The 17,679-nt window shown below is 68.4% G+C and carries 18 protein-coding genes and 1 pseudogene; 8 read left to right on the plus strand and 11 right to left on the minus strand.

Features of this window, described 5'->3' with window-relative positions:
* Positions 1 to 149 precede the first annotated feature (149 nt).
* Both BLU62_RS22910 and BLU62_RS22915 read left to right on the plus strand, forming a co-directional pair.
* Positions 150 to 1,307: an LCP family protein gene (locus BLU62_RS22910; protein WP_244278289.1), complete on the plus strand. Its 1,158-nt coding sequence runs from the start codon at positions 150 to 152 to the stop codon at positions 1,305 to 1,307.
* Positions 1,308 to 1,403: 96 nt separating this feature from the next.
* Positions 1,404 to 1,940, plus strand: a complete 537-nt coding sequence (locus BLU62_RS22915) for a ferritin (protein ID WP_074852208.1) — start codon at positions 1,404 to 1,406, stop codon at positions 1,938 to 1,940.
* Between the two features lie 83 nt (positions 1,941 to 2,023).
* On the opposite strand, the gene BLU62_RS22920 is transcribed toward BLU62_RS22915, so the two are convergent.
* The 5 genes from BLU62_RS22920 to BLU62_RS22940 all read right to left on the minus strand — a co-directional run bounded on the left by BLU62_RS22920 (position 2,024) and on the right by BLU62_RS22940 (position 6,456).
* Positions 2,024 to 2,947: a DUF5926 family protein gene (locus BLU62_RS22920; RefSeq protein ID WP_074852209.1), complete on the minus strand. Its 924-nt coding sequence runs from the start codon at positions 2,945 to 2,947 to the stop codon at positions 2,024 to 2,026.
* Between the two features lie 61 nt (positions 2,948 to 3,008).
* Positions 3,009 to 3,818 carry a glycerophosphodiester phosphodiesterase gene (locus BLU62_RS22925; protein ID WP_074853172.1) on the minus strand — a complete coding sequence of 270 codons (810 nt, stop codon included), beginning with the start codon at positions 3,816 to 3,818 and terminating at the stop codon, positions 3,009 to 3,011.
* Positions 3,815 to 4,717 carry a DUF4328 domain-containing protein gene (locus tag BLU62_RS22930; RefSeq protein ID WP_244278290.1) on the minus strand — a complete coding sequence of 301 codons (903 nt, stop codon included), beginning with the start codon at positions 4,715 to 4,717 and terminating at the stop codon, positions 3,815 to 3,817. The genes BLU62_RS22925 and BLU62_RS22930 overlap by 4 nt, the downstream gene beginning before the upstream one ends.
* A 107-nt stretch (positions 4,718 to 4,824) precedes the next feature.
* Positions 4,825 to 5,187: a rhodanese-like domain-containing protein gene (locus tag BLU62_RS22935; RefSeq protein ID WP_074853174.1), complete on the minus strand. Its 363-nt coding sequence runs from the start codon at positions 5,185 to 5,187 to the stop codon at positions 4,825 to 4,827.
* A gap of 405 nt (positions 5,188 to 5,592) precedes the next feature.
* The gene (locus BLU62_RS22940) at positions 5,593 to 6,456 is read right to left on the minus strand and encodes a S49 family peptidase (RefSeq protein ID WP_074852211.1); all 864 of its coding nucleotides are present in this window, start codon (positions 6,454 to 6,456) and stop codon (positions 5,593 to 5,595) included.
* A gap of 110 nt (positions 6,457 to 6,566) precedes the next feature.
* Here BLU62_RS22940 and BLU62_RS22945 point away from each other — a divergent pair, with 110 nt between their 5' ends.
* Positions 6,567 to 7,337, plus strand: a complete 771-nt coding sequence (locus BLU62_RS22945; protein ID WP_074852212.1) for a VOC family protein — start codon at positions 6,567 to 6,569, stop codon at positions 7,335 to 7,337.
* A gap of 103 nt (positions 7,338 to 7,440) precedes the next feature.
* On the opposite strand, the gene BLU62_RS22950 is transcribed toward BLU62_RS22945, so the two are convergent.
* Positions 7,441 to 8,523 (minus strand): winged helix DNA-binding domain-containing protein, encoded by a 1,083-nt coding sequence (locus tag BLU62_RS22950; RefSeq protein WP_074852213.1) that lies wholly within the window; start codon positions 8,521 to 8,523, stop codon positions 7,441 to 7,443.
* Between the two features lies 1 nt (position 8,524).
* The gene (msrA, locus tag BLU62_RS22955) at positions 8,525 to 9,238 is read right to left on the minus strand and encodes a peptide-methionine (S)-S-oxide reductase MsrA (RefSeq protein ID WP_074852214.1); all 714 of its coding nucleotides are present in this window, start codon (positions 9,236 to 9,238) and stop codon (positions 8,525 to 8,527) included.
* Between the two features lie 175 nt (positions 9,239 to 9,413).
* Here msrA and BLU62_RS33080 point away from each other — a divergent pair, with 175 nt between their 5' ends.
* Together BLU62_RS33080 and BLU62_RS22960 are read left to right on the plus strand one after the other, a co-directional pair.
* A complete protein-coding gene (locus BLU62_RS33080; protein WP_167544025.1) occupies positions 9,414 to 9,566 on the plus strand; it encodes a hypothetical protein in 153 nt (50 codons plus the stop codon).
* Positions 9,567 to 9,766: 200 nt separating this feature from the next.
* Positions 9,767 to 10,396 carry a superoxide dismutase gene (locus tag BLU62_RS22960; protein WP_074852215.1) on the plus strand — a complete coding sequence of 210 codons (630 nt, stop codon included), beginning with the start codon at positions 9,767 to 9,769 and terminating at the stop codon, positions 10,394 to 10,396.
* An 84-nt stretch (positions 10,397 to 10,480) separates the two neighbouring features.
* Here BLU62_RS22960 and BLU62_RS22965 read toward each other — a convergent pair whose 3' ends face one another.
* Together BLU62_RS22965 and BLU62_RS22970 are read right to left on the minus strand one after the other, a co-directional pair.
* Complete coding sequence (locus BLU62_RS22965; RefSeq protein WP_074852216.1) at positions 10,481 to 11,233, minus strand: energy-coupling factor transporter transmembrane component T family protein; 753 nt, start codon at positions 11,231 to 11,233, stop codon at positions 10,481 to 10,483.
* Positions 11,230 to 13,326, minus strand: a complete 2,097-nt coding sequence (locus BLU62_RS22970) for an ABC transporter ATP-binding protein (protein WP_074852217.1) — start codon at positions 13,324 to 13,326, stop codon at positions 11,230 to 11,232. The genes BLU62_RS22965 and BLU62_RS22970 overlap by 4 nt, the downstream gene beginning before the upstream one ends.
* A gap of 240 nt (positions 13,327 to 13,566) precedes the next feature.
* Between BLU62_RS22970 and BLU62_RS22975 the strand changes: the two genes are divergently transcribed.
* From BLU62_RS22975 to BLU62_RS22985, 3 genes and pseudogenes are all read left to right on the plus strand, one after another.
* A complete protein-coding gene (locus BLU62_RS22975) occupies positions 13,567 to 14,088 on the plus strand; it encodes a peptidase (RefSeq protein WP_074852218.1) in 522 nt (173 codons plus the stop codon).
* A 149-nt stretch (positions 14,089 to 14,237) separates the two neighbouring features.
* Positions 14,238 to 14,960: a TMEM165/GDT1 family protein gene (locus BLU62_RS22980; protein WP_074852219.1), complete on the plus strand. Its 723-nt coding sequence runs from the start codon at positions 14,238 to 14,240 to the stop codon at positions 14,958 to 14,960.
* Between the two features lie 120 nt (positions 14,961 to 15,080).
* Positions 15,081 to 15,841 (plus strand): annotated as a pseudogene (locus BLU62_RS22985) (SDR family NAD(P)-dependent oxidoreductase).
* A 15-nt stretch (positions 15,842 to 15,856) separates the two neighbouring features.
* On the opposite strand, the gene BLU62_RS22990 reads toward BLU62_RS22985, so the two are convergent.
* The gene (locus BLU62_RS22990) at positions 15,857 to 17,059 is read right to left on the minus strand and encodes an MAB_1171c family putative transporter (protein WP_074852220.1); all 1,203 of its coding nucleotides are present in this window, start codon (positions 17,057 to 17,059) and stop codon (positions 15,857 to 15,859) included.
* Positions 17,050 to 17,562, minus strand: coding sequence for a hypothetical protein (locus BLU62_RS22995; protein ID WP_074853175.1), 513 nt, complete (start codon positions 17,560 to 17,562; stop codon positions 17,050 to 17,052). The genes BLU62_RS22990 and BLU62_RS22995 overlap by 10 nt, the downstream gene beginning before the upstream one ends.
* Between the last annotated feature and the right edge of the window lie 117 nt (positions 17,563 to 17,679).

The following is a 17,679-nucleotide window of genomic DNA, read 5'->3' on the forward strand; positions in this document are numbered from 1 at the left end:
ACCCGCCGATCATGCGGCGCGGTCGTCCGGGGCCTCAGGTACCGCCCGGCCGGCCGGCGGGAGGTATACCGCCACGTCAGGGACCGCCTCCCGGCGCACCCCGACGACCCCATCCGCAGGGTCCCGCTCCGTCCGCACATCCCCAGGCGATGCCCCGGATCCCCTCCCATGGACCGCCCCCGGGTCGCGCACCCGGCGCACCCCCCGTGGGCCGCGCAAGCGCCGGGCAGTACGCCCCCACCCAGAAGCCCGAACCCGTCCCGGCAGGCGATCGGACCCGCGGGCACCGGCCACCGCCCCCGCCCGCTCGACCGGCCACCGCCCCGCCCGCCGCCAAGCCGCCGCGTCCGCGTCGTCGGGGGCGTCGTACGGTCCGGGTCGGCAAGGTCGTGCTGATCCTGCTGCTCGTGTTGGTGCTCGGCGGCACCGGGCTGCTCTTCTACTACGACTCGCGGCTCGACCGCATCGACGCCCTGCCCGCCTATGCCGGCCGGCCGTCGGACACCCCCGGCACCAACTGGCTCATCGTCGGCACCGATTCCCGGTCGGACCTGTCCGACGACCAGCGCACCAATCTGTCCACCGGTGACGCCGACGGCTCCCGCACCGACACGATCATGCTGGTCCACAACCCGCCCGGGAGCGGGAAGGCGACAGTGGTCAGCATCCCGCGCGACCTCTACGTCGAGATCCCCGGCAACGGAAGCCTGAAAGTCAACGCGGCGTACAACATCGGCGGCCCGGCCCTGCTCGTGCAGACGGTCGAGAACCTGACCGGCATCCACATCGACCACTACGCCGAGATCGGCTTCGGCGGGTTCGACACGCTCGTCGACGCGGTCGGCGGTGTCGACATGTGCATCGACCAGCCGCTCAACGACCCCAAGGCCGGACTCAAACTGTCCAAGGGCTGCCACCACCTGAACGGTCGCCAGGCGCTCGGTCTCGTGCGGACCCGCGCCTTCCCGCGCGCCGACCTCGAGCGTGTCGTCAACCAGCGGAAGTTCCTGGCCGCATTGGTCTCCCGCGCGACGAGCCCGGCCGTGCTGTTCAACCCGTTCCGGCTGTTCGGCTTCATCGGCGGAGCGATCGACGCGCTCACCGTCGACGAGCGAGATCACATCTGGAACCTCGCCTCGCTGATGTTCGCCCTCCGTGATCCGGTGACGACGACCACACCGACGGGCGAGAGCGTCTACACCGATGACGGCCTCGCACTGCCCGTCACCGATCGGACAGAAGAGTTCTTCGGACTCTTACGCGCAGGTCAACCCATTCCCGACGAGTTGCTCGTCGACGCCAGGTGACGACGGTGGAGAGGCTGCCCAAAGACAGGTCAGACTAGCCTTAGTTAGCCTGAACTTGCTGGTAGAAGGCGGTTTTCGGCACCTACGATGGGTGACATGACCGAATTCACCAAGTTCCATCAGCTGCTGCACGATCAGATCGGCAACGAGTTCTACGCCTCTCAGCAGTACATCGCGGTCGCCACCCACTTCGACAACCACGACATGCCGCAACTGGCAAAGCTCTTCTACCGCCAGGCCGTCGAAGAGCGCAACCACGCGATGATGATCGTGCAGTACTTCCTCGACCGCGACATGGAGGTCGAGATCCCCGGTATCCCGGCCCCCAACAACAAGTTCGAGGACTACAAGGCACCGATCGAGCTGGCGCTCCAGCAGGAGAAGACCGTGACCCAGCAGGTCGTCGACCTGGCGAAGTCGGCCCGCGACACCGGCGACTACCTCGGTGAGCAGTTCGTGCAGTGGTTCCTCAAGGAACAGGTCGAGGAGGTCGCCACCATGACGACGCTGCAGACCATCGCCGAACGCTGCAAGGGCAACCTGTTCGACCTCGAGAACTTCGTCGAGCGCGAGTTCAACGGCCCCAAGGCCGACGACCCGACCGCGCCCGGAGTGGCCGGCGGCAACATCTAGGCCGAGTCCGGCCGGCATGACCTCGGCGGCGCGACTTCACTCGAAGTCGCGCCGCCGAAATGGTTTTCAGGCTTCTGTGCGGTCTAGCGCAGGGTGACCTGGCGGCCGCGGATGCCGTCACGTGAACTCCGCTCGGCGATCGTCAGCTCCGAGGAGTCGGCGAGCGCCTCGCCCAGCCACTGATCGAGCTGGTTGAGACCGGCCTGCCACTCCTCGTGGTGCATCTCGTTGTCGAGATCGAAGACCGGGACCAGCAGGCCGTGGGTACGGAACGACCCCGCGAAGCGCGAGCCCTCCCCCATCGTCAGACGGCCGGCCGCGTGCAGGCGGGCCATCGCCGCCATCAGGTCGTCCTCCGGCTCCGGACGAATCCACCGCAGGTGGGCCCGCTCCCCGGCATCGACCCACCACGGGGCACCCGAACCGCTCTCGACGACGAGCCGTGCGGTGGGCAGCACGGAATCGTTGGCGCGCTTGAACATCGGCGCGATCTCCGCGGGAATCTCGGTGCCCTCCGGGAACCACCACGCGAAGTCCTGGTGCACGGTGATGTCCAGGATCGCATCGGCTTTCAGCACCCCGTCGAGCGAGGGCGATTCCTCGGCGGTCTCGAGGTCGAACTCTTCACCGGCCTCGGCGTGAGCGGCCCACGCGATGGCCGCCGCGAGCTCCACCGCAGGCGCCGCCCGATCCGGTTCGGTCTGCAGACCGACGACACCCTCTGTGCCGTCACCGGATTCACGTGCGAGTGCGGGCCCGGCACCCGGCAGGATCGTCACGATCGAGACGTCGTTGCGCGAGTCGGCGGGTTCGATCAGCTCGAGACGTGCGGTGGCCGACGCGACAAAGGTCCGCAGCGCGACGAAGTCGCACTCGGAGGCCAGCCCTGCGAAGGGACGCGGCGGCGGCGCCATCGACGCCGCCTGCCGAGCCTTACGAGCGGCCACCCGCTCGGCGCGATTGCTTCCCGGGCGGGGTCCACTGCCCCGCTTGCTCTTCTTGCCCATCGGTCCACTCTCTCATGAGCGGGTGGCAGCACCGAGAAGACAGGGGCACCGCGAAGACCGCTCAGTCGACGGTCACCAGCCAGTCGCGCACCCTGGCCGGATGGTTCGTCGCCAGCCAGCGCACGCCGAGGTCGGCGCAGAGCTGGACGTCCACCAGCTCGTCGACCGTCCAGCAGTACGTCACGCGCCCGGCCGCAGCCGCACGGTCGACGAGATCCGGGTACTGCCTCAGCGTGACCACCGACGGGCCGATCCCCGTTGCCCCGACGGCCGTCGCCGCACTGCCGCCGAGCACGCGCGCGGTGTCGCCGAGCAGGATGGTCGGGAGCATCGGGGCATGACGGCGGATACGCCAGACGCCGGCCGAGGAGAACGAGATGACCACCGCGCGACTGTGATCCGCCGACGGCGGCGTCGCCACCCCGAACTCGTGCAGGATCTCGAGGAGCTTCTGCTCGACCAGACTGCCGAACCGCACGGGATGCTTGGTCTCGATGAACAACCGGACCGGTCGACGCCAGTCCAGGGTGAGCGTGAGCAGCTCACGCAGCGTCAGGATCGACGCCGGGTCGCCCGCGGAATGCCAACTCCCGAAATCGAGTTCGCGGAGCTGGGCCAGGGTCATCTCGCTGACGATGCCGGACCCGTTCGACGTGCGGTCGACGGTGCGATCGTGCACACAGACGAGTTCGTGGTCGGCGGTGAGCCGGACATCGCATTCGAGTCCGTCGGCGCCCTGCGCGAGTGCGAGCTCGTACGCGGCCAGAGTGTGTTCCGGGCGGTCGCCCGAGGCGCCGCGGTGCGCGACCACCGCGGGCTTACCCGAACGCGACACCTTCTCGGCCGCACCCACGTTCACACCTGCGTTCATCCGACCGCCACCCACCTTCTCTTCGGGACCGGAACCGCCGCGGCGGCGTCGAACAGCTCCGGCACGCGACGTGCCGTCCAGAACGCGAAGGCCGCCGACACGGCCGCACTGATGATCACCATGGCGAGTGCGTTGGCTCCGGTCTGCACCGAGTCCGAGCCCCACGCGACGACACGCGCGACCAGCGCCAGTAGCGCGGTGACGTTGACGATCAACCACGCCACCCACAGCCGGCGCACCCGGCGTCCGACGCGCTCGGCGTCGAGGGACGGGTCGTCGGCCACCCGCAGGGCCACGACCTCGCCCAGCACGAGCGGTGCGCCGACCAGATTGACCAGCGGCACTCCCACCAGCACGCCGACCCACACCGGCCGCCTCGGGTCGAGCAACCCGGCGTCCTCATAGGCACCGGCCCGCAGGTCCATCACCCAGCGCATGAATGCGAGGGTCGCCCAGACGAACGAGAGGAATGCGGCGACACCGACGAAGACGATCAGCCAGTCGGAGATCATGATCAGCGGCTCCGGAAGCGGCTGGGTGCGGTTGACGACGAGCAGGAGGTAGCGCAGCAGGTGGATCACCGCGGAGGCCGCGAGCGCGGTCCCGGCCACGATGAGCGCGAACACCAGGCGAGCCCGCGCGTTGTCGATCCGGTCGTGGGCGGCGTCGGGCTTCACCGGCTCGTCGTGCAACCCCCAGGTGGGGATGTAGACGTAGCGCGGGATGAGTCCGCGGCCACGCGGACCCGACGGCCCGCGGCGGACGGGGACGGCCTCGGGGGGACGCCGAGCGACCCATCGGACGTTCCGGCTCCGGTAGAGACGACCGGTCGGCGAGGGGGTTGCCGGTCGTGCGGGCGCCGCGTGGCGGGCCGGCGCTCCCACCGGTTGCGCGGCCATCGCGCGCGAAGCGTCGTCGACGACACTCAGCGGACCGCCACAGCGAGGGCAGTGCTCGCGACCGGGACGATGCGGCGCCTGGATGCGGCACCGCGGACAGAGGTCGATCATCGGAGGGCGTCGCTCCCGCCGCTGCCCTGGACGTCCGCGGCACCGTATTCGACCGGCTTGCCGTTCTCCTGCCAGGCGAGCATGCCGCCGCGCACACAGATTCCGTCGTATCCCACCTGGGCGAGGTACTGCAGCACCCGCATCGATCGGCCACTCGAATGACACACCACGTAGAGGTCGGCGTCCGGATCGATCTCGCCGAGCCGCCCGGGGATCTCGCCCATCGGGATGTGGACGGCCCCGCGGATGTGCCCGTTGGCCCATTCATCGTCCTCACGGACGTCGAGCATCACCGCGTCGGCCGTCGCGGTGAAGTCATTCGGCAAATCGGTCACCGGCACCTGCGTGATGTCGCCCATGGTCACGATTTCCATGGTGGCACAGTCACGGCGCAGCGCGTGCCACGTCATCTCCCCGGACATTCTCAGCAGTGTGGTGAACTCCACATTCAGCATGTGGCAGATCCCCCAAAGCGGCCTATGTTGATCATCATAGTTTTATCCACATGCTGCGATTGGGCATCTGTCCACAATCCACACCTCACCGTCAACCTGGGGATGAGGCTGTGGAAACTGTGGAAAAACCCTGGCCAACGGGCCTACGGATGTGACTGGCATCACTAGTTTGGGCGAGTGTGCGCGCAGGAAATTCACGAAACTGCAGGGGTCGACCGGTGGTGCATTTTCTTTGCAGTGCACACACCTGTGGATAACGTGGGGACAAACCCTTGGGGAAACCCCCACAACTGGGTCTGGTATTACCCCTCAGTCACGGTGTGAAAACCCGGTCCGCACCGCGGGCGCGCGGTCGAACGCGGCGAGGATGCCCGTGGTGACGCTCTCGGCCAGACCGGACACCGACATCTGATTGCCGACCAGCCGTGCCAGCAGGGGTTTGGGTGCCTCGATGACGGTGATCTCGGCATCGGGGTACCGCTCGGCCACCACCGAACGCATGACACCGATGCCGTCGACCAGACCGAGTTCGGCGGCGCGGCGCCCGACCCACACGTCACCGTTGAACAGTTCGTCGTCGGACGCCGTCAGCTTCTTTCCACGGCGCTGCCGCACCCACGCGATGAAGGACTCGTGCAGTTGCGCCTGGAGGCCCTTGAGCCATTCGACGTCTTCGGGCACCTCCGGCGAGAAGGTGTCGAGCCGGGCCTTGTTCTCACCCGTCGCGTACAGACGACGCTGCACGCCGAACCGGTCGAGAACGGCCGAGAACCCGAAGCCCGAGGACACCACACCGATGGAACCGACGATCGAGGTGTGCGCGGCGTAGATCTCGTCCGCCGCACACGCCAGCCAATAACCGCCGGACGCCGCGACGTCCTCACAGAACGCCAGAACGGGCACGCCCTTCTCCGCGGACAGCTGCCGGATGCGCTCGGCGATGTACTCCGACTGGGCGGGCGAACCGCCGGGAGAATTGATCACGACCACCACGGCCTTGAGCCGATCGGTGGCGAACGCCCGCTTGAGCACCGGCTCGACCGTGTCGGTCGTCAGACCGTGCTTGCCCATGCCGGCCGCGCCGATCGGGCCGTCGAGTCGGACCACCGCAACGTGCTCGGCACGCGATTTCGCGAACTTCTTGCCCACCGCCGCCAGCGGTCCTGCAGTCATCTGCCCGAGTCTAGTGGCGCATCCACAGTCACTGTTCCCGGCACGGCGCCCACGGGGCGCCCACGCATTCTGCAGCGCGCCCGGTGCACCCGCACCGTAGACTCCCTCGCGTGCAGGTCAGGTGGCTCAGCGCATTCCTCGATTTCCCCGCCGAGGAGTTCGGCAGCGAGGTGACCTTCTGGCGTGCGATCTCGGGCAGCACCGTGTCGCCGCCACGGGGCGAACATCGCGAGTTCGCGTCGCTCGAACCGTTCTTCGGTGACCCCCATCTGCGTGTGCAGCGGGTCGACGAGGGTCCGGGCGGGGTCCACCTCGACATCCACGCCGACGACCCCCCTGCCGCGGCCGAGGAAGCCGTCGGGCTCGGGGCGACCCTGATCCACGACGCCGGCACCCACCTCGTCCTCTCCTCCCCGGCAGGATTCGTCTTCTGTCTGGTTCCGTGGGAAGGGGAGGCGAAACGGTCGCGACCGATCCGGTGGCCCGGTGACGCCATCAGCATCATCGACCAGTTGTGCATCGACATCCCGGCATCCGCCTTCGACGCGGAGGTCGAGTTCTGGACGAACCTGACCGGCTGGCCGCCCAAATCCCCGGGCAGCAGGCCCGAGCTGGTGGCACTACGCCGCGACCCGTCGATCACCGTCGGAATCCTGCTGCAGCACAGGCAGTCCGGGCCCGACGACGATTCCGCTCGGGATGGCTCGGCACCGGCGACCGGGCACCTCGACCTCGCGACCAACTCCGTCCCCGACGAGGTGGCGCGTCACGAGGGGTGGGGCGCCCGCGCGATCGACCACTATCCGCACTGGACGACGATGGTCGACCCGATGGGGCGCCCGTACTGCATCACCTCACGCAATCCGCGGACCGGGGACTGAGCCCGCCCTCGCTCCTTGAGTAGCCCCGGAGCTTGCGGAGGGGCGTATCCGACCCCGCTCCTTGAGTAGCCCCGGAGCTTGCGGAGGGGCGTATCGAAAGGACTCAGGGAGAGTCGGGGTCGAAGGCGAGGAACTCGCGCAACCGGTCGACCTCGGCGTCGACCTCCCGTTGCTCGGCTCGGGTGATCTCGCGCAACATCTCGATCCGTACGTCGTCACCGTCGAGATGCCATGTGCCGGCGAGGAATCCGTCGGCGAAGACGAAGCCCGGCGAGCGGCCGTTGGGTGTCACGGTCCGGCGGAACAACTCCGGATCGGCAACGCGGACACGGTCGGCCGAGACCCCGATGACGTGGTCGAACGGGGCGACGAGACGAGCCGGGGCGGGCGCGTCGGGGTCGGCGAGGCCGAGTCCGTCCAGGTCGTAGAGGGTCTCACCGTGCGGGCCGGTGAGCCGGACGAGTTCCCAATCCGCCTCGAGCTTCTCGATCAGCGGCCCGAGCCTGGTGATCCCGGCCCACGTCTGAATGGCCTTCACGGTCGCCGGCCCGAAGCCGCGCAAGTAGAGCCGGATCAGGTCGGCGCGCGCGTCGTCGCCGGAGACCGCCGGTTCGCCCGGACCGACCCATTCGTCGAACAACCGGTAGGTCGGCGTCCCGCGTCCCCGCCAGAGTCCACGTGGCGGCACCTGCACCAGAGGCAGTCCACACCGGGCGATCCCGGTGAGCGTCGCCGGGTTCTCCCCCGGATGCCGGACGGCCAGTTGCCTTCCCAGGTCGGCGCCACCGAGTTCACGACCGGTGAGGAGCTCGGCGGCGTCGGCGAGTACCTGCGAGGGATTCGCACCCACCAGCCGCGGAGCGTGCGCCTCGGTGAGTTCGCGCCGGAGAATCGGCTCGGCCAGTGGCCGGATCCACCTGGCGTCCTCGGCGTCGACGAGGAACACCGTGGACCGCAGCAAGGCGATGCGCACGACCTCCCGCTCGGTGAGCAGCCCGTCGAGTTCGGACGGCTCGAATCCCTCGACGCGGGACCACAATCCGAAGAAGGCCGCCCGTGGGTCCTGGGACTGCATCCCGACGCACCGGTCCAGCACCTCTATCGCGTCCTCGTCGACCCGATCGAGCAGGTGCTGGCGTGCGAGCAGGGTGCGGTTCCACTGCCGCAGGGTGATCGGCCGGGTCACCTCAAGCGGGGTAGCTGATGCCGGTCGCCGCGTGGCAGCGATACCCGTGGGGGTTCTTGGCCAGATACTGCTGGTGGTGGCCCTCCGCGTAGTAGAACCGTCCGTCGCCCGCCGCCTCGAGGGGTTTGATCTCGGTCGAGATCGAACCCTCGCCGGCCGCGTCGAGCGCGGTCTGGAACTTCCCCGCGGACTCCACGACGGCCGCGTGGTCGGCGTCGGAGAACGTGTACACCGCAGACCGGTACTGGGTACCGATGTCGTTGCCCTGGCGCATTTCCTGGGTGGGATCGTGGGACTCCCAGAAGATCTTGAGGATCCCCTCGAGGTCGATGACCGCCGGATCGAAGACGACGAGCGCCGACTCGGTGTGGCCGGTCCGCGCGGTGCAGGTCTCCTCGTACGTCGGATTCGGCGTGTGGCCGCCGGCGTAACCCACGGCGGTGGTGTACACACCCGGGACCTGCCAGAAGATCTCCTCGATCCCCCAGAAGCAGCCACCCGCCAGGATCACCGCGGACAGGCCGTCGCCGAAGGTGCCGACACCACCGTTGGCGTAGGCGCCGTCGGCCTCCGGACGTCCGCGCATGGGCGTTTTCAGGACCAGATGATCTCCCGGGACCGTGATCTCGGTGTCGCGCCCGGGCAGTGCGGACTCGGCCGCGATGAGTTCCTGCTTGTGCGAACTGGCAGCGAAGAGCTGGTCGAGCCAAGACATGGGCCAAGTCTACGCGTGCCGGGAGACCGTCCCGGGTTCTCCGAGTTGAGTCAGCCGTCCCAGTCTGTTTATGATGGCGGTCACATCCCGGGTCTGTGATACCCGTCACGTCCGGCCGGTGGTCCGTGAGACCGGCGGCGCGGGATGGCCGGCCGACCGCTGATGAGAGGCGACAATGGCGACGCACGCGACCGGAGACCTCCGAAGTGGGCTTCGGACCTCTCGCAGCGCCCCGCGCGCCAATTACGACGTGGCGAGACGCTGCCGCACCATCGCGTTGAGCATCGTCGCCCTCCTCGCCGTCATCGTTGCGCTCACGTTGATCTGAGCAGATCCGGACATCTCGCCCGGACACAGTGGGCGCCATTGCGCGGCGGTGATCTTCAACCGCACTTGATATTTGTTGCGGCGTCTTTGTTGCAATCACCCATGGTGTGCGGAAGGCTGGAAGCATCCGCGTGGCGCCGACCCGGTTGGCGGACCCACGCGTGAACAGGGAATACGAAAAGCACCTCAGAGAGGAACATCGTGGCTGAATACACCTTGCCGGATCTGGATTACGACTACGCGGCACTGGAGCCGCACATCTCCGGCAGGATCATGGAGCTCCACCACAGCAAGCACCACGCGACCTACGTCAAGGGCGCCAACGACACCCTGGAGAAGCTGGCCGCGGCCCGCGAGGACGACAGCATCGCCGGCAAGGTCTACGGACTCTCCGCCACCCTGTCCTTCCACCTGGGCGGCCACACCAACCACTCGATCTTCTGGAAGAACCTGTCCCCCAACGGCGGTGGCGAGCCCGAGGGTGACCTCGCCGCTGCGATCACCGAGCAGTTCGGTGGCTTCGACAAGTTCAAGGCCCACTTCACCGCCGCCGCCACCACCCTCCAGGGTTCGGGCTGGGCGATCCTGGGCTACGACACCATCGGCGGCAAGCTGGTCATCCTGCAGCTGACCGACCAGAGCGGCAACATCCCCGCCGCGATCATCCCGGTCGTCATGCTCGACATGTGGGAGCACGCCTTCTACCTCGACTACCAGAACGTCAAGCCGGACTACGTCAAGGCTTGGTGGAACGTGGTCAACTGGGCCGACGCCGGTGAGCGTTTCGGTCGCGCGAAGACCCAGGGCAGCGGCCTCATCGTGCCTGCCTGATCCTCCCTTCGCCAGACACCAACGGCGCCGGTCACCTTCGGGTGGCCGGCGCCGTTGCTTTGCTCGGGGAGCGAGGGGTGCGGTTCAGAGGATCAGCGTCACCGTGACGGCCACGGCGCAGGCGACGACGATCACGAAGAGCGCCAACGCATCCGACCGTCCGGGCCGCGCGGGATGAGCGGTCAGGCGACCCGTGCCACCGCGCGCCGTGATGGCCTCGGCCATCTCCGCGCTGCGGCGGAGCGCGGACGACATGGCCGCCGTGATGAGGTCCATGATCCCCATCTCCGCCGACGGGTGGTCGCTGCGCCCCTTCGCCGTCGGCCGCAGCCGATGAGCCGCGCGCAGCATGCGCAGTTCCTCGATGAGCAGCGGAAGTCCCCTCAGGCACAATGCGATTGCGACCGCCCATTCGTCGACCGGCAACCGGAGCCTGCGCAAGGGCCGCATCAGCCGCGCGAGTGCGGGAGCGACGTCGGCCATCGGGGTGGTCCAGATGACGAGAATCGAACTCGCGACGAGGACCAGCGCGAGGGTGATCGCCCGCAGGAAGATCAGCGCGCCGTGGAGCCCGGCGAACGAGGCGTTGAACGCCACCCCGATTCCGATCAGGCCCCAGAACCACCACGGTGGACGGGGGATGGCGCCCAACGGGATCCCGGCGAGCAGCGCGGTCAGGATGACGATCGCGGCCACCATCCCCAGCGCGGGCCACGAGGGCAGGACCCAGGTCATGATGCCCAGGATCAGCACGATCACCAATTTGGTTCCCGCCCACAACCGATGGACGAAGGAATCGCCGGGCACCTGCCGCAACGGAACCGTGCGCATCGTCATCGGGCACCTCCGTCCCAGCCGGACGGCTGATCGACGATCTCATGGGTCTCGGGCAGCAACCGCCCGTCGACGAGCCGGACCCGGCGCGTGCACACCGAGTCCAGCGATTCGAAGTCGTGCGAGATGATCACGATGGTCATCCCGTCCGCGCGCAGGCGCGCGAGGAGCGCCACGATCTCCTCGCGCGCATGCGGGTCGAGCCCCGCGAGCGGTTCGTCGAGCACCAGCATGTCGGGGTGGCGCGCGATGAGCCCGGCCAGCACCACACGGCGCATCTGACCTCCCGACAGGGAATCGACCTTGGTCGCCGCCATCTGTCGCGGCAGCCCGACGAGTTCGAGAACGCGGGCGACCTCGGCGGTGCCGACCTTTTCGCCACCGGCCGCCATGATCTCGTCGGCGACGGTGACCTTCTGCAGTTGCAGGCGTGCGTGCTGGAAGCCCAGCCCGACTGCGCCGACATGATCGGTGACGGGTTCACCGGGGTCGAAACCTGCTGCGGGAGTGAACTTCCCGGACGATTCGAGGAGGTGGCAGGTTCCGGAGATCGGCGACAGGAGCCCCGCCATGATCCAGGCGAGGGTCGTCTTGCCCGACCCGTTGCCGCCGACGATGAGCAATCCCTCACCGCGGTAGACGGTCAGGCAGATGTCGGTGAGGGCGACGACCTCCCAGGGAGAGCCGGGCAGGTGCGCGTATCCCACGTGGTCGAGCACCAGGAGCGGGCCGCCGAGGTGCGGTCCGGGCGCCGCGAGCGACGTCGCCGAGGAATCGGCCGGGGCGGGACGGTCGAGGTCGGTGCGCGGGTCCGGCATCCAGCGGGGCGGGTGGGGAACCACGCGACCGGCCTCGAGGTGGATGACGCGGTCGGCGGCCGCGGCCTCGCTGCCGCGGTGGGTGATGAGCACGACCGCGATGCCGCGTCTTACCGGCAGCGACGCCAGCAGGTGCAGGAGCTGTCCGCGACCCTCGGGATCGACCATCGAGGTGACCTCGTCGGCGATGAGGAGTCGCGGGTCCCGGGCGAGAGCCGCCGCGATGGCGAGGCGCTGTTGCTGCCCGCCGGACAGATCGGTGGTCTCGCGGTCTCCGAGACCGCTCAGTCCGACCTCGGCGAGCAGTGCCTCCACGTCGACGTCGGCGCCGGGCGGGAGGCCCCACACCACGTCGTCGGCGACCCGCGACCCGAGCATCTGGATCTCCGGCCGCTGCAGGACGAGCGCGGTACCGCCGTGGACGCCGAGTCCCGCGAGCCCCGGACGGTGGACGACGCCGGTGGACGGATCGCGGCCGGCGAGGATCTTCGCCAGCGTCGACTTCCCCGATCCGTTGGCGCCGACGACGGCCACGAACTCCCCGGGGTCGATGCGCAGGTCGATGTCGTGGAGGACGGGCCTCGCCCCCGGGCTGTAGGAGAAGCCGACGTGTTCGACGGTGATCGGCAGGGGCGCGACGCCGGTCGCCGACGACCCTGGGCCGTCGGAGGTGAGCGTGTCCTCGCTGGGCACGTCGCGCAGGCGGGCGATGACGCCGCCGAGAATCCACCAGGCCACCACCAGCGAGATCGCGGTACCGACGGTTCCGGAGACCCAGATCCACAACCACCAGTGGCTGGCGATGCTGCGGCTCATCGAATCGAGGGCGTTCCCCACACCATCGGTGGGCCCCCAACCGTGCAGCCATTTCGCGACACCGTGGAGGGAGTTGGTCATCGCCTCGATGGTCAGCGTGCGCAGTGGCACCAGGACGAGGAGGATCAACACGGAGACGCCGCCGAGCACGGGTGACGCGACGAGCGTGGCCAGGCCGAGCGCACCGAATCCGCGACCGCGCCGTTTGATGTCCCCGACGATCCCGCCGATCAACGCCGAGCCGAGCACCGTGGCCATCGCACCCGTGCCCGCCATGGCGAAGGCGACTGCCGTCGTGGCCACGGTGGCGGTGATCAGTGCCCGCGGCCGCGTGCGGGCCGCGATCAGGGCGAGGGGAACCGGTGCGAGCAGCCCGGCCGCCTGCGCGAGCGGGATGACCGAGGCGATGACCACCGCGGCAACGGTCAGGCCACCGAAGATCGCGACGGACGCGAACTCCATGGGCCGCAGCGGAGGCGAGTTCTTCACCGGTCCAGTGTGCCTGGTGTCCGCCGCCGGCCCCGCCGCGACCGTCGTCCACGACGCCCCGCCGTCGGTCGATCGCATGTAAACGAAGCGTCACAAGACGGTGGTTCGGCTTGTCCGTTTCGCGCCCGCGGTGGATTCTTTTCACACGGGTGGTCATCGGAGCCCCTGGGTCCCAATGACCAGGTCCCCCACCCGGATTGGAGGCACGTCACGATGCAGTCGATCCCGATCGGACTCACCCCGTTCCAGCATGAGGGCAAGCTGAACGGAATCCTCATCTCCGGACGTTGGCCGGAGTCCACACTCGAATGGACACAGACCCTCGTCGGCTCGGTGCGGATCGCCTGCCGGCCCGGCTTCCTCCCGACGACGACGATCTTCGGTGTCGTCGAGCAGCGTCCCGCCCGGGGCGGCGAGGACACCGTCGGGATGATGGTGGCGATCGGCAACGTCACCGACGACAGCTTCGTCGAGGCGGGCCGGTTCCTGAACAATCCCCCGGCCCTGGTGATGTTGCATCCCCCGTCGCAGACGCGACCCTCGCTGCCGGAGTGTTCGGAGGTCGCCTCCGGGTGCGTGCTGCTGCCCGGGCTACCGGAACTGGGACTCGAGCACCGGGCCGGCTGGGCCGAGGCGGAGGCCGACGGCACCGTGGTGAACCTCCGCAACGAGGTCGGCATCGACCCCAACGCCGATCCCGACACCGCCGTGCTCGCGATGCTTCTCGCAGCTTAGGCACCCCGAGGCCTCCCGAAGGTGTTCGACCGGGCTCCCGCACGCCGGTTTCCGGGTCGCCGAACATTACTTTTTGTACCCCCGACCTGCGCAGATACGGGTTACTGAGGAGTTGCATTCGCCAGTTAGGTCTCACTAACCTCACGTTCGTGATTACTGCCCTGCTCCTGAGTTTCGGCGTGATCTTCGTCGCCGAACTGGGCGACAAGTCACAGCTGATGGCGATGACCTATGCCCTGCGTTACCGCTGGTGGGTCGTCCTCCTCGCCATCACCGTGGCCACCACCGCGGTCCATGCGGTGTCGGTCTTCTTCGGACACTTCCTCGGGATGTCACTGCCGACCGACCTGATGTCGGTCCTGGCCGGACTCGCCATGCTCGTCTTCGGCCTGTGGACGGTCTACGGCGACCGCCTCGACGAGGCGGAGCAGAACCGGGCGAGCCGGGTCGGCGCTTCGGTGTTCCTGGCCGTGATGTCGGCCTTCTTCCTCGCCGAACTCGGCGACAAGACGATGCTCGCCACCATCACGATCGCCACCGACCACGACTGGCTGGGCGTGTGGATCGGCTCCACCCTGGGCATGGTCGTCGCCGACGCCCTGGCGATCGCCGTGGGCGTCCTCCTCGGCAAGCACCTCCCCGAGCGCGTCATCGCCATCGGCGCAGCCGTCCTGTTCTTCGGCTTCGCGGTGTGGCTCACCGCCACCGGCCTGGTCGGGGCGTCTGCCCCGATGATCGCCGCCACGATCACCGCGGCCGTCGTCATCGTCGGCGTCGGGACGTTCCTCATCCGCCGCGATCGCCGGCTCCACGCCGACGACGACGTCGAACTCCCGACTCCCGAGCGTTCGCTCGGGGGACACGAGGGCTGAACGCGGGCGTTCGGCGACCGCTGACTATCGTGAACGTGCACCCTGCGCCGGTGCACGTCGTCCACTTCACCGGGACACGGGTCCGGCGGCAATCGGTACCGCGAAAGGACTATTCAACCCATGGACGTTTCAGGCGCTTCCGTTCTGGTCACCGGCGGGGCTTCGGGCCTCGGCGCAGCCACCGCCCGCCGCTTCGCCTCCGAAGGCGCACAGGTCTTCGGCCTCGACCTGCAGGCCTCGATCGACAAGGCGGCCCCCGTCGACGGCGTCACGCTGATCGCCGCCGATGTCACCGACGAAGCGCAGGTCCAGGGCGCGATCGACACCATCGCCGAGTCGGGCGCACCGCTGCGCGTGGCCGTCAACTGCGCGGGCGTCGGCTGGGCCGCACGCATCCTCGGCAAGAACGGCCCGCACGAGCTCGACCTGTTCCGCAAGGTCATCGACATCAACCTGGTCGGCACCTTCAACGTCATGCGTCTGGCCGCCAACCGCATGGCCGAGGAGACCACCATCGACGGTGACGGCCAGCGCGGCGTCATCATCAACACCGCATCGGTGGCGGCCTTCGAGGGCCAGATCGGTCAGATCGCGTACGCCGCATCGAAGGGTGGCGTCCACGCGATGACCATCTCCGCTGCACGCGACCTCGCCCGCATCGGCGTGCGCGTCTGCACCATCGCCCCCGGCACCATCAGCACCCCGATGCTGGCAGGCGTCACCCCGAGTTCCAGAAGACTCTGGCCGAGGCGATCCCGTTCCCGCAGCGCCTCGGCGAGCCCGACGAGTACGCACAACTCGCCGCGTTCATCGCCGAGCACAACTACCTGAACGGCGAGACCATCCGCATGGACGGCGCGATCCGGATGGCCCCGCGCTAGTCCGAACGCCTCGAGCTAGCCGGCCGCCTCCGCGTGACTGCCCGGGGACACGTCGGTGTCCTCCGGAACCAGAAGCGCGGTGGACAACCTGATCAGCGGTGCGGCATCCGCTTCCAGACCCTCGCCATCGGCGGGGGCGAGGTCGCGGACCGCGCCGCTGGTCTTGTCTCCGGTCTCGGTCGACGTCATCGCGGCGACCGCCGCGCGGAGCATCCTGGCCTGGACCCCGACCTCCGCGTAGTCGAAGGCGACCGGCAGGTACGGGCTGACCTGGGTCAGCGCATCCCGCGTCTCGACGACGCGCCGGTGCAGCCTGGTGGTCGGCGACAGCTGACCCGGATCGGGGAGGACCACCTCGGGGACCGCGTCGGTCACCAGACGCCACAACGGCAGCAGATCGGTGTCGAGTCGACGGCGTCGCCGGTTGGCGAGCACGCTCTGCACCCGCGCATGGGCCATCGGGTAGCTGATACCCAGCAGGAAGACCACGATTCCCAGGATCGCGACGACGCGGTTCGTCGTCACCAGCCACGGCGACCTCACCACACCGGTCGCGGAGACGATGACGAAGGCGATCTGGCACACGGCGCTCAGCGCCAGCAGTCCCAGACCGGCGATCAGCAGGCCCAGTGAGACACGCAGATATCCGTCGGCCGTCGAATAGAACTTGCGTACGCTGTTGACGCACGCGCCGAATCCATAGGTGAGATATCCGCTGGCGATGAGGATGAAGAGCGCGAAACCCCAGTTCTGCACCGTCCACTCACTGATGGTCGCGGTACGGATCTCCACCGGGATGACCAGCATCGTGACCTGGAGTCCGACAAGCGAAGCCACGAGCGGCAGGGCCTCCCAGCCGGCCCGGCGCTCACGAGTCACGCGATCCGGGAAGAAGAACACGATGACGAGTGCGGCCACGCCGATCGCGAGGAGTGCGTAGAACGCCACCCGCGACAGGCCTTCGAACCCGTTCTCGTTGAGCACGGCCGCGACCGACTCGTCGATGACGACGAACGCCAGCGTCAGCGAGGCGACCGCCACCATCATCGCGAGGGGTTGGAGCCCCCATCCGGCACGCCGGATCTGATCGAGACGCCAGCAGAAGGCGAAGGCGAATACGGCGGCAGCTATCGCGTTGACCGCCCCGATCCCGGCATCGATGTTCTCCGAGAGGGCCGTGAACACGACGGCACCCTCTCCCGCAGTTCTCACAACCATCCGCGGTGACCGCCCAGGAGTCGCTGCAAGCCGCGCAGTTCATCGTGCGACGCCGTACTTCCGACCCGGGTGCCGGCCTCCTCGGCCCACGCCAGGATCATCGACGCCAGCATCTCCGCCTCCCACTCACGATCATCCGAGTAGCAGGTACGACGAAGCGCCGCGTCGGACTCGTCGTTGGTGAGCGCGGCGAGACCCTCGGCCGACACCTCGCCGAGGATCTGATGTCCGGCGATGAGGTGACCGAACTCGTGGATGACGATCTGGTCGCGGTGGAGACGGGACGTGTTCGCCTGATGGAAGAAATAGTCCGCGTCGGCCGCAGCCAGCCAGAGGCCGTTGGGCACCCCGGTCGGCAGGGGATGCGCGATCAGGCGGATGGGTCGTCCGCGCCGCTCGCCGTACCGATCGCACAACTGGGTCACGTCGAGAGGGAGATCGAGATCCAGCCCTTTCACCGTTTTGCGACACAGCGCCCGCAACGCACGTTCGGATCGACGCATGACGACCATCGAACCATGAGCGCGAACAACCACGCGATTCGTGTCCACAAAACCAGGGACCAGACATTTCCCCCGGTCAAACGGCGTCTGAACCCTCAGACCGACACCCCTCGGCCC

Origin of the sequence: Gordonia westfalica (genome assembly GCF_900105725.1) — a bacterium.
In the GTDB taxonomy this organism is placed as follows: Bacteria; Actinomycetota; Actinomycetes; order Mycobacteriales; family Mycobacteriaceae; genus Gordonia; species Gordonia westfalica.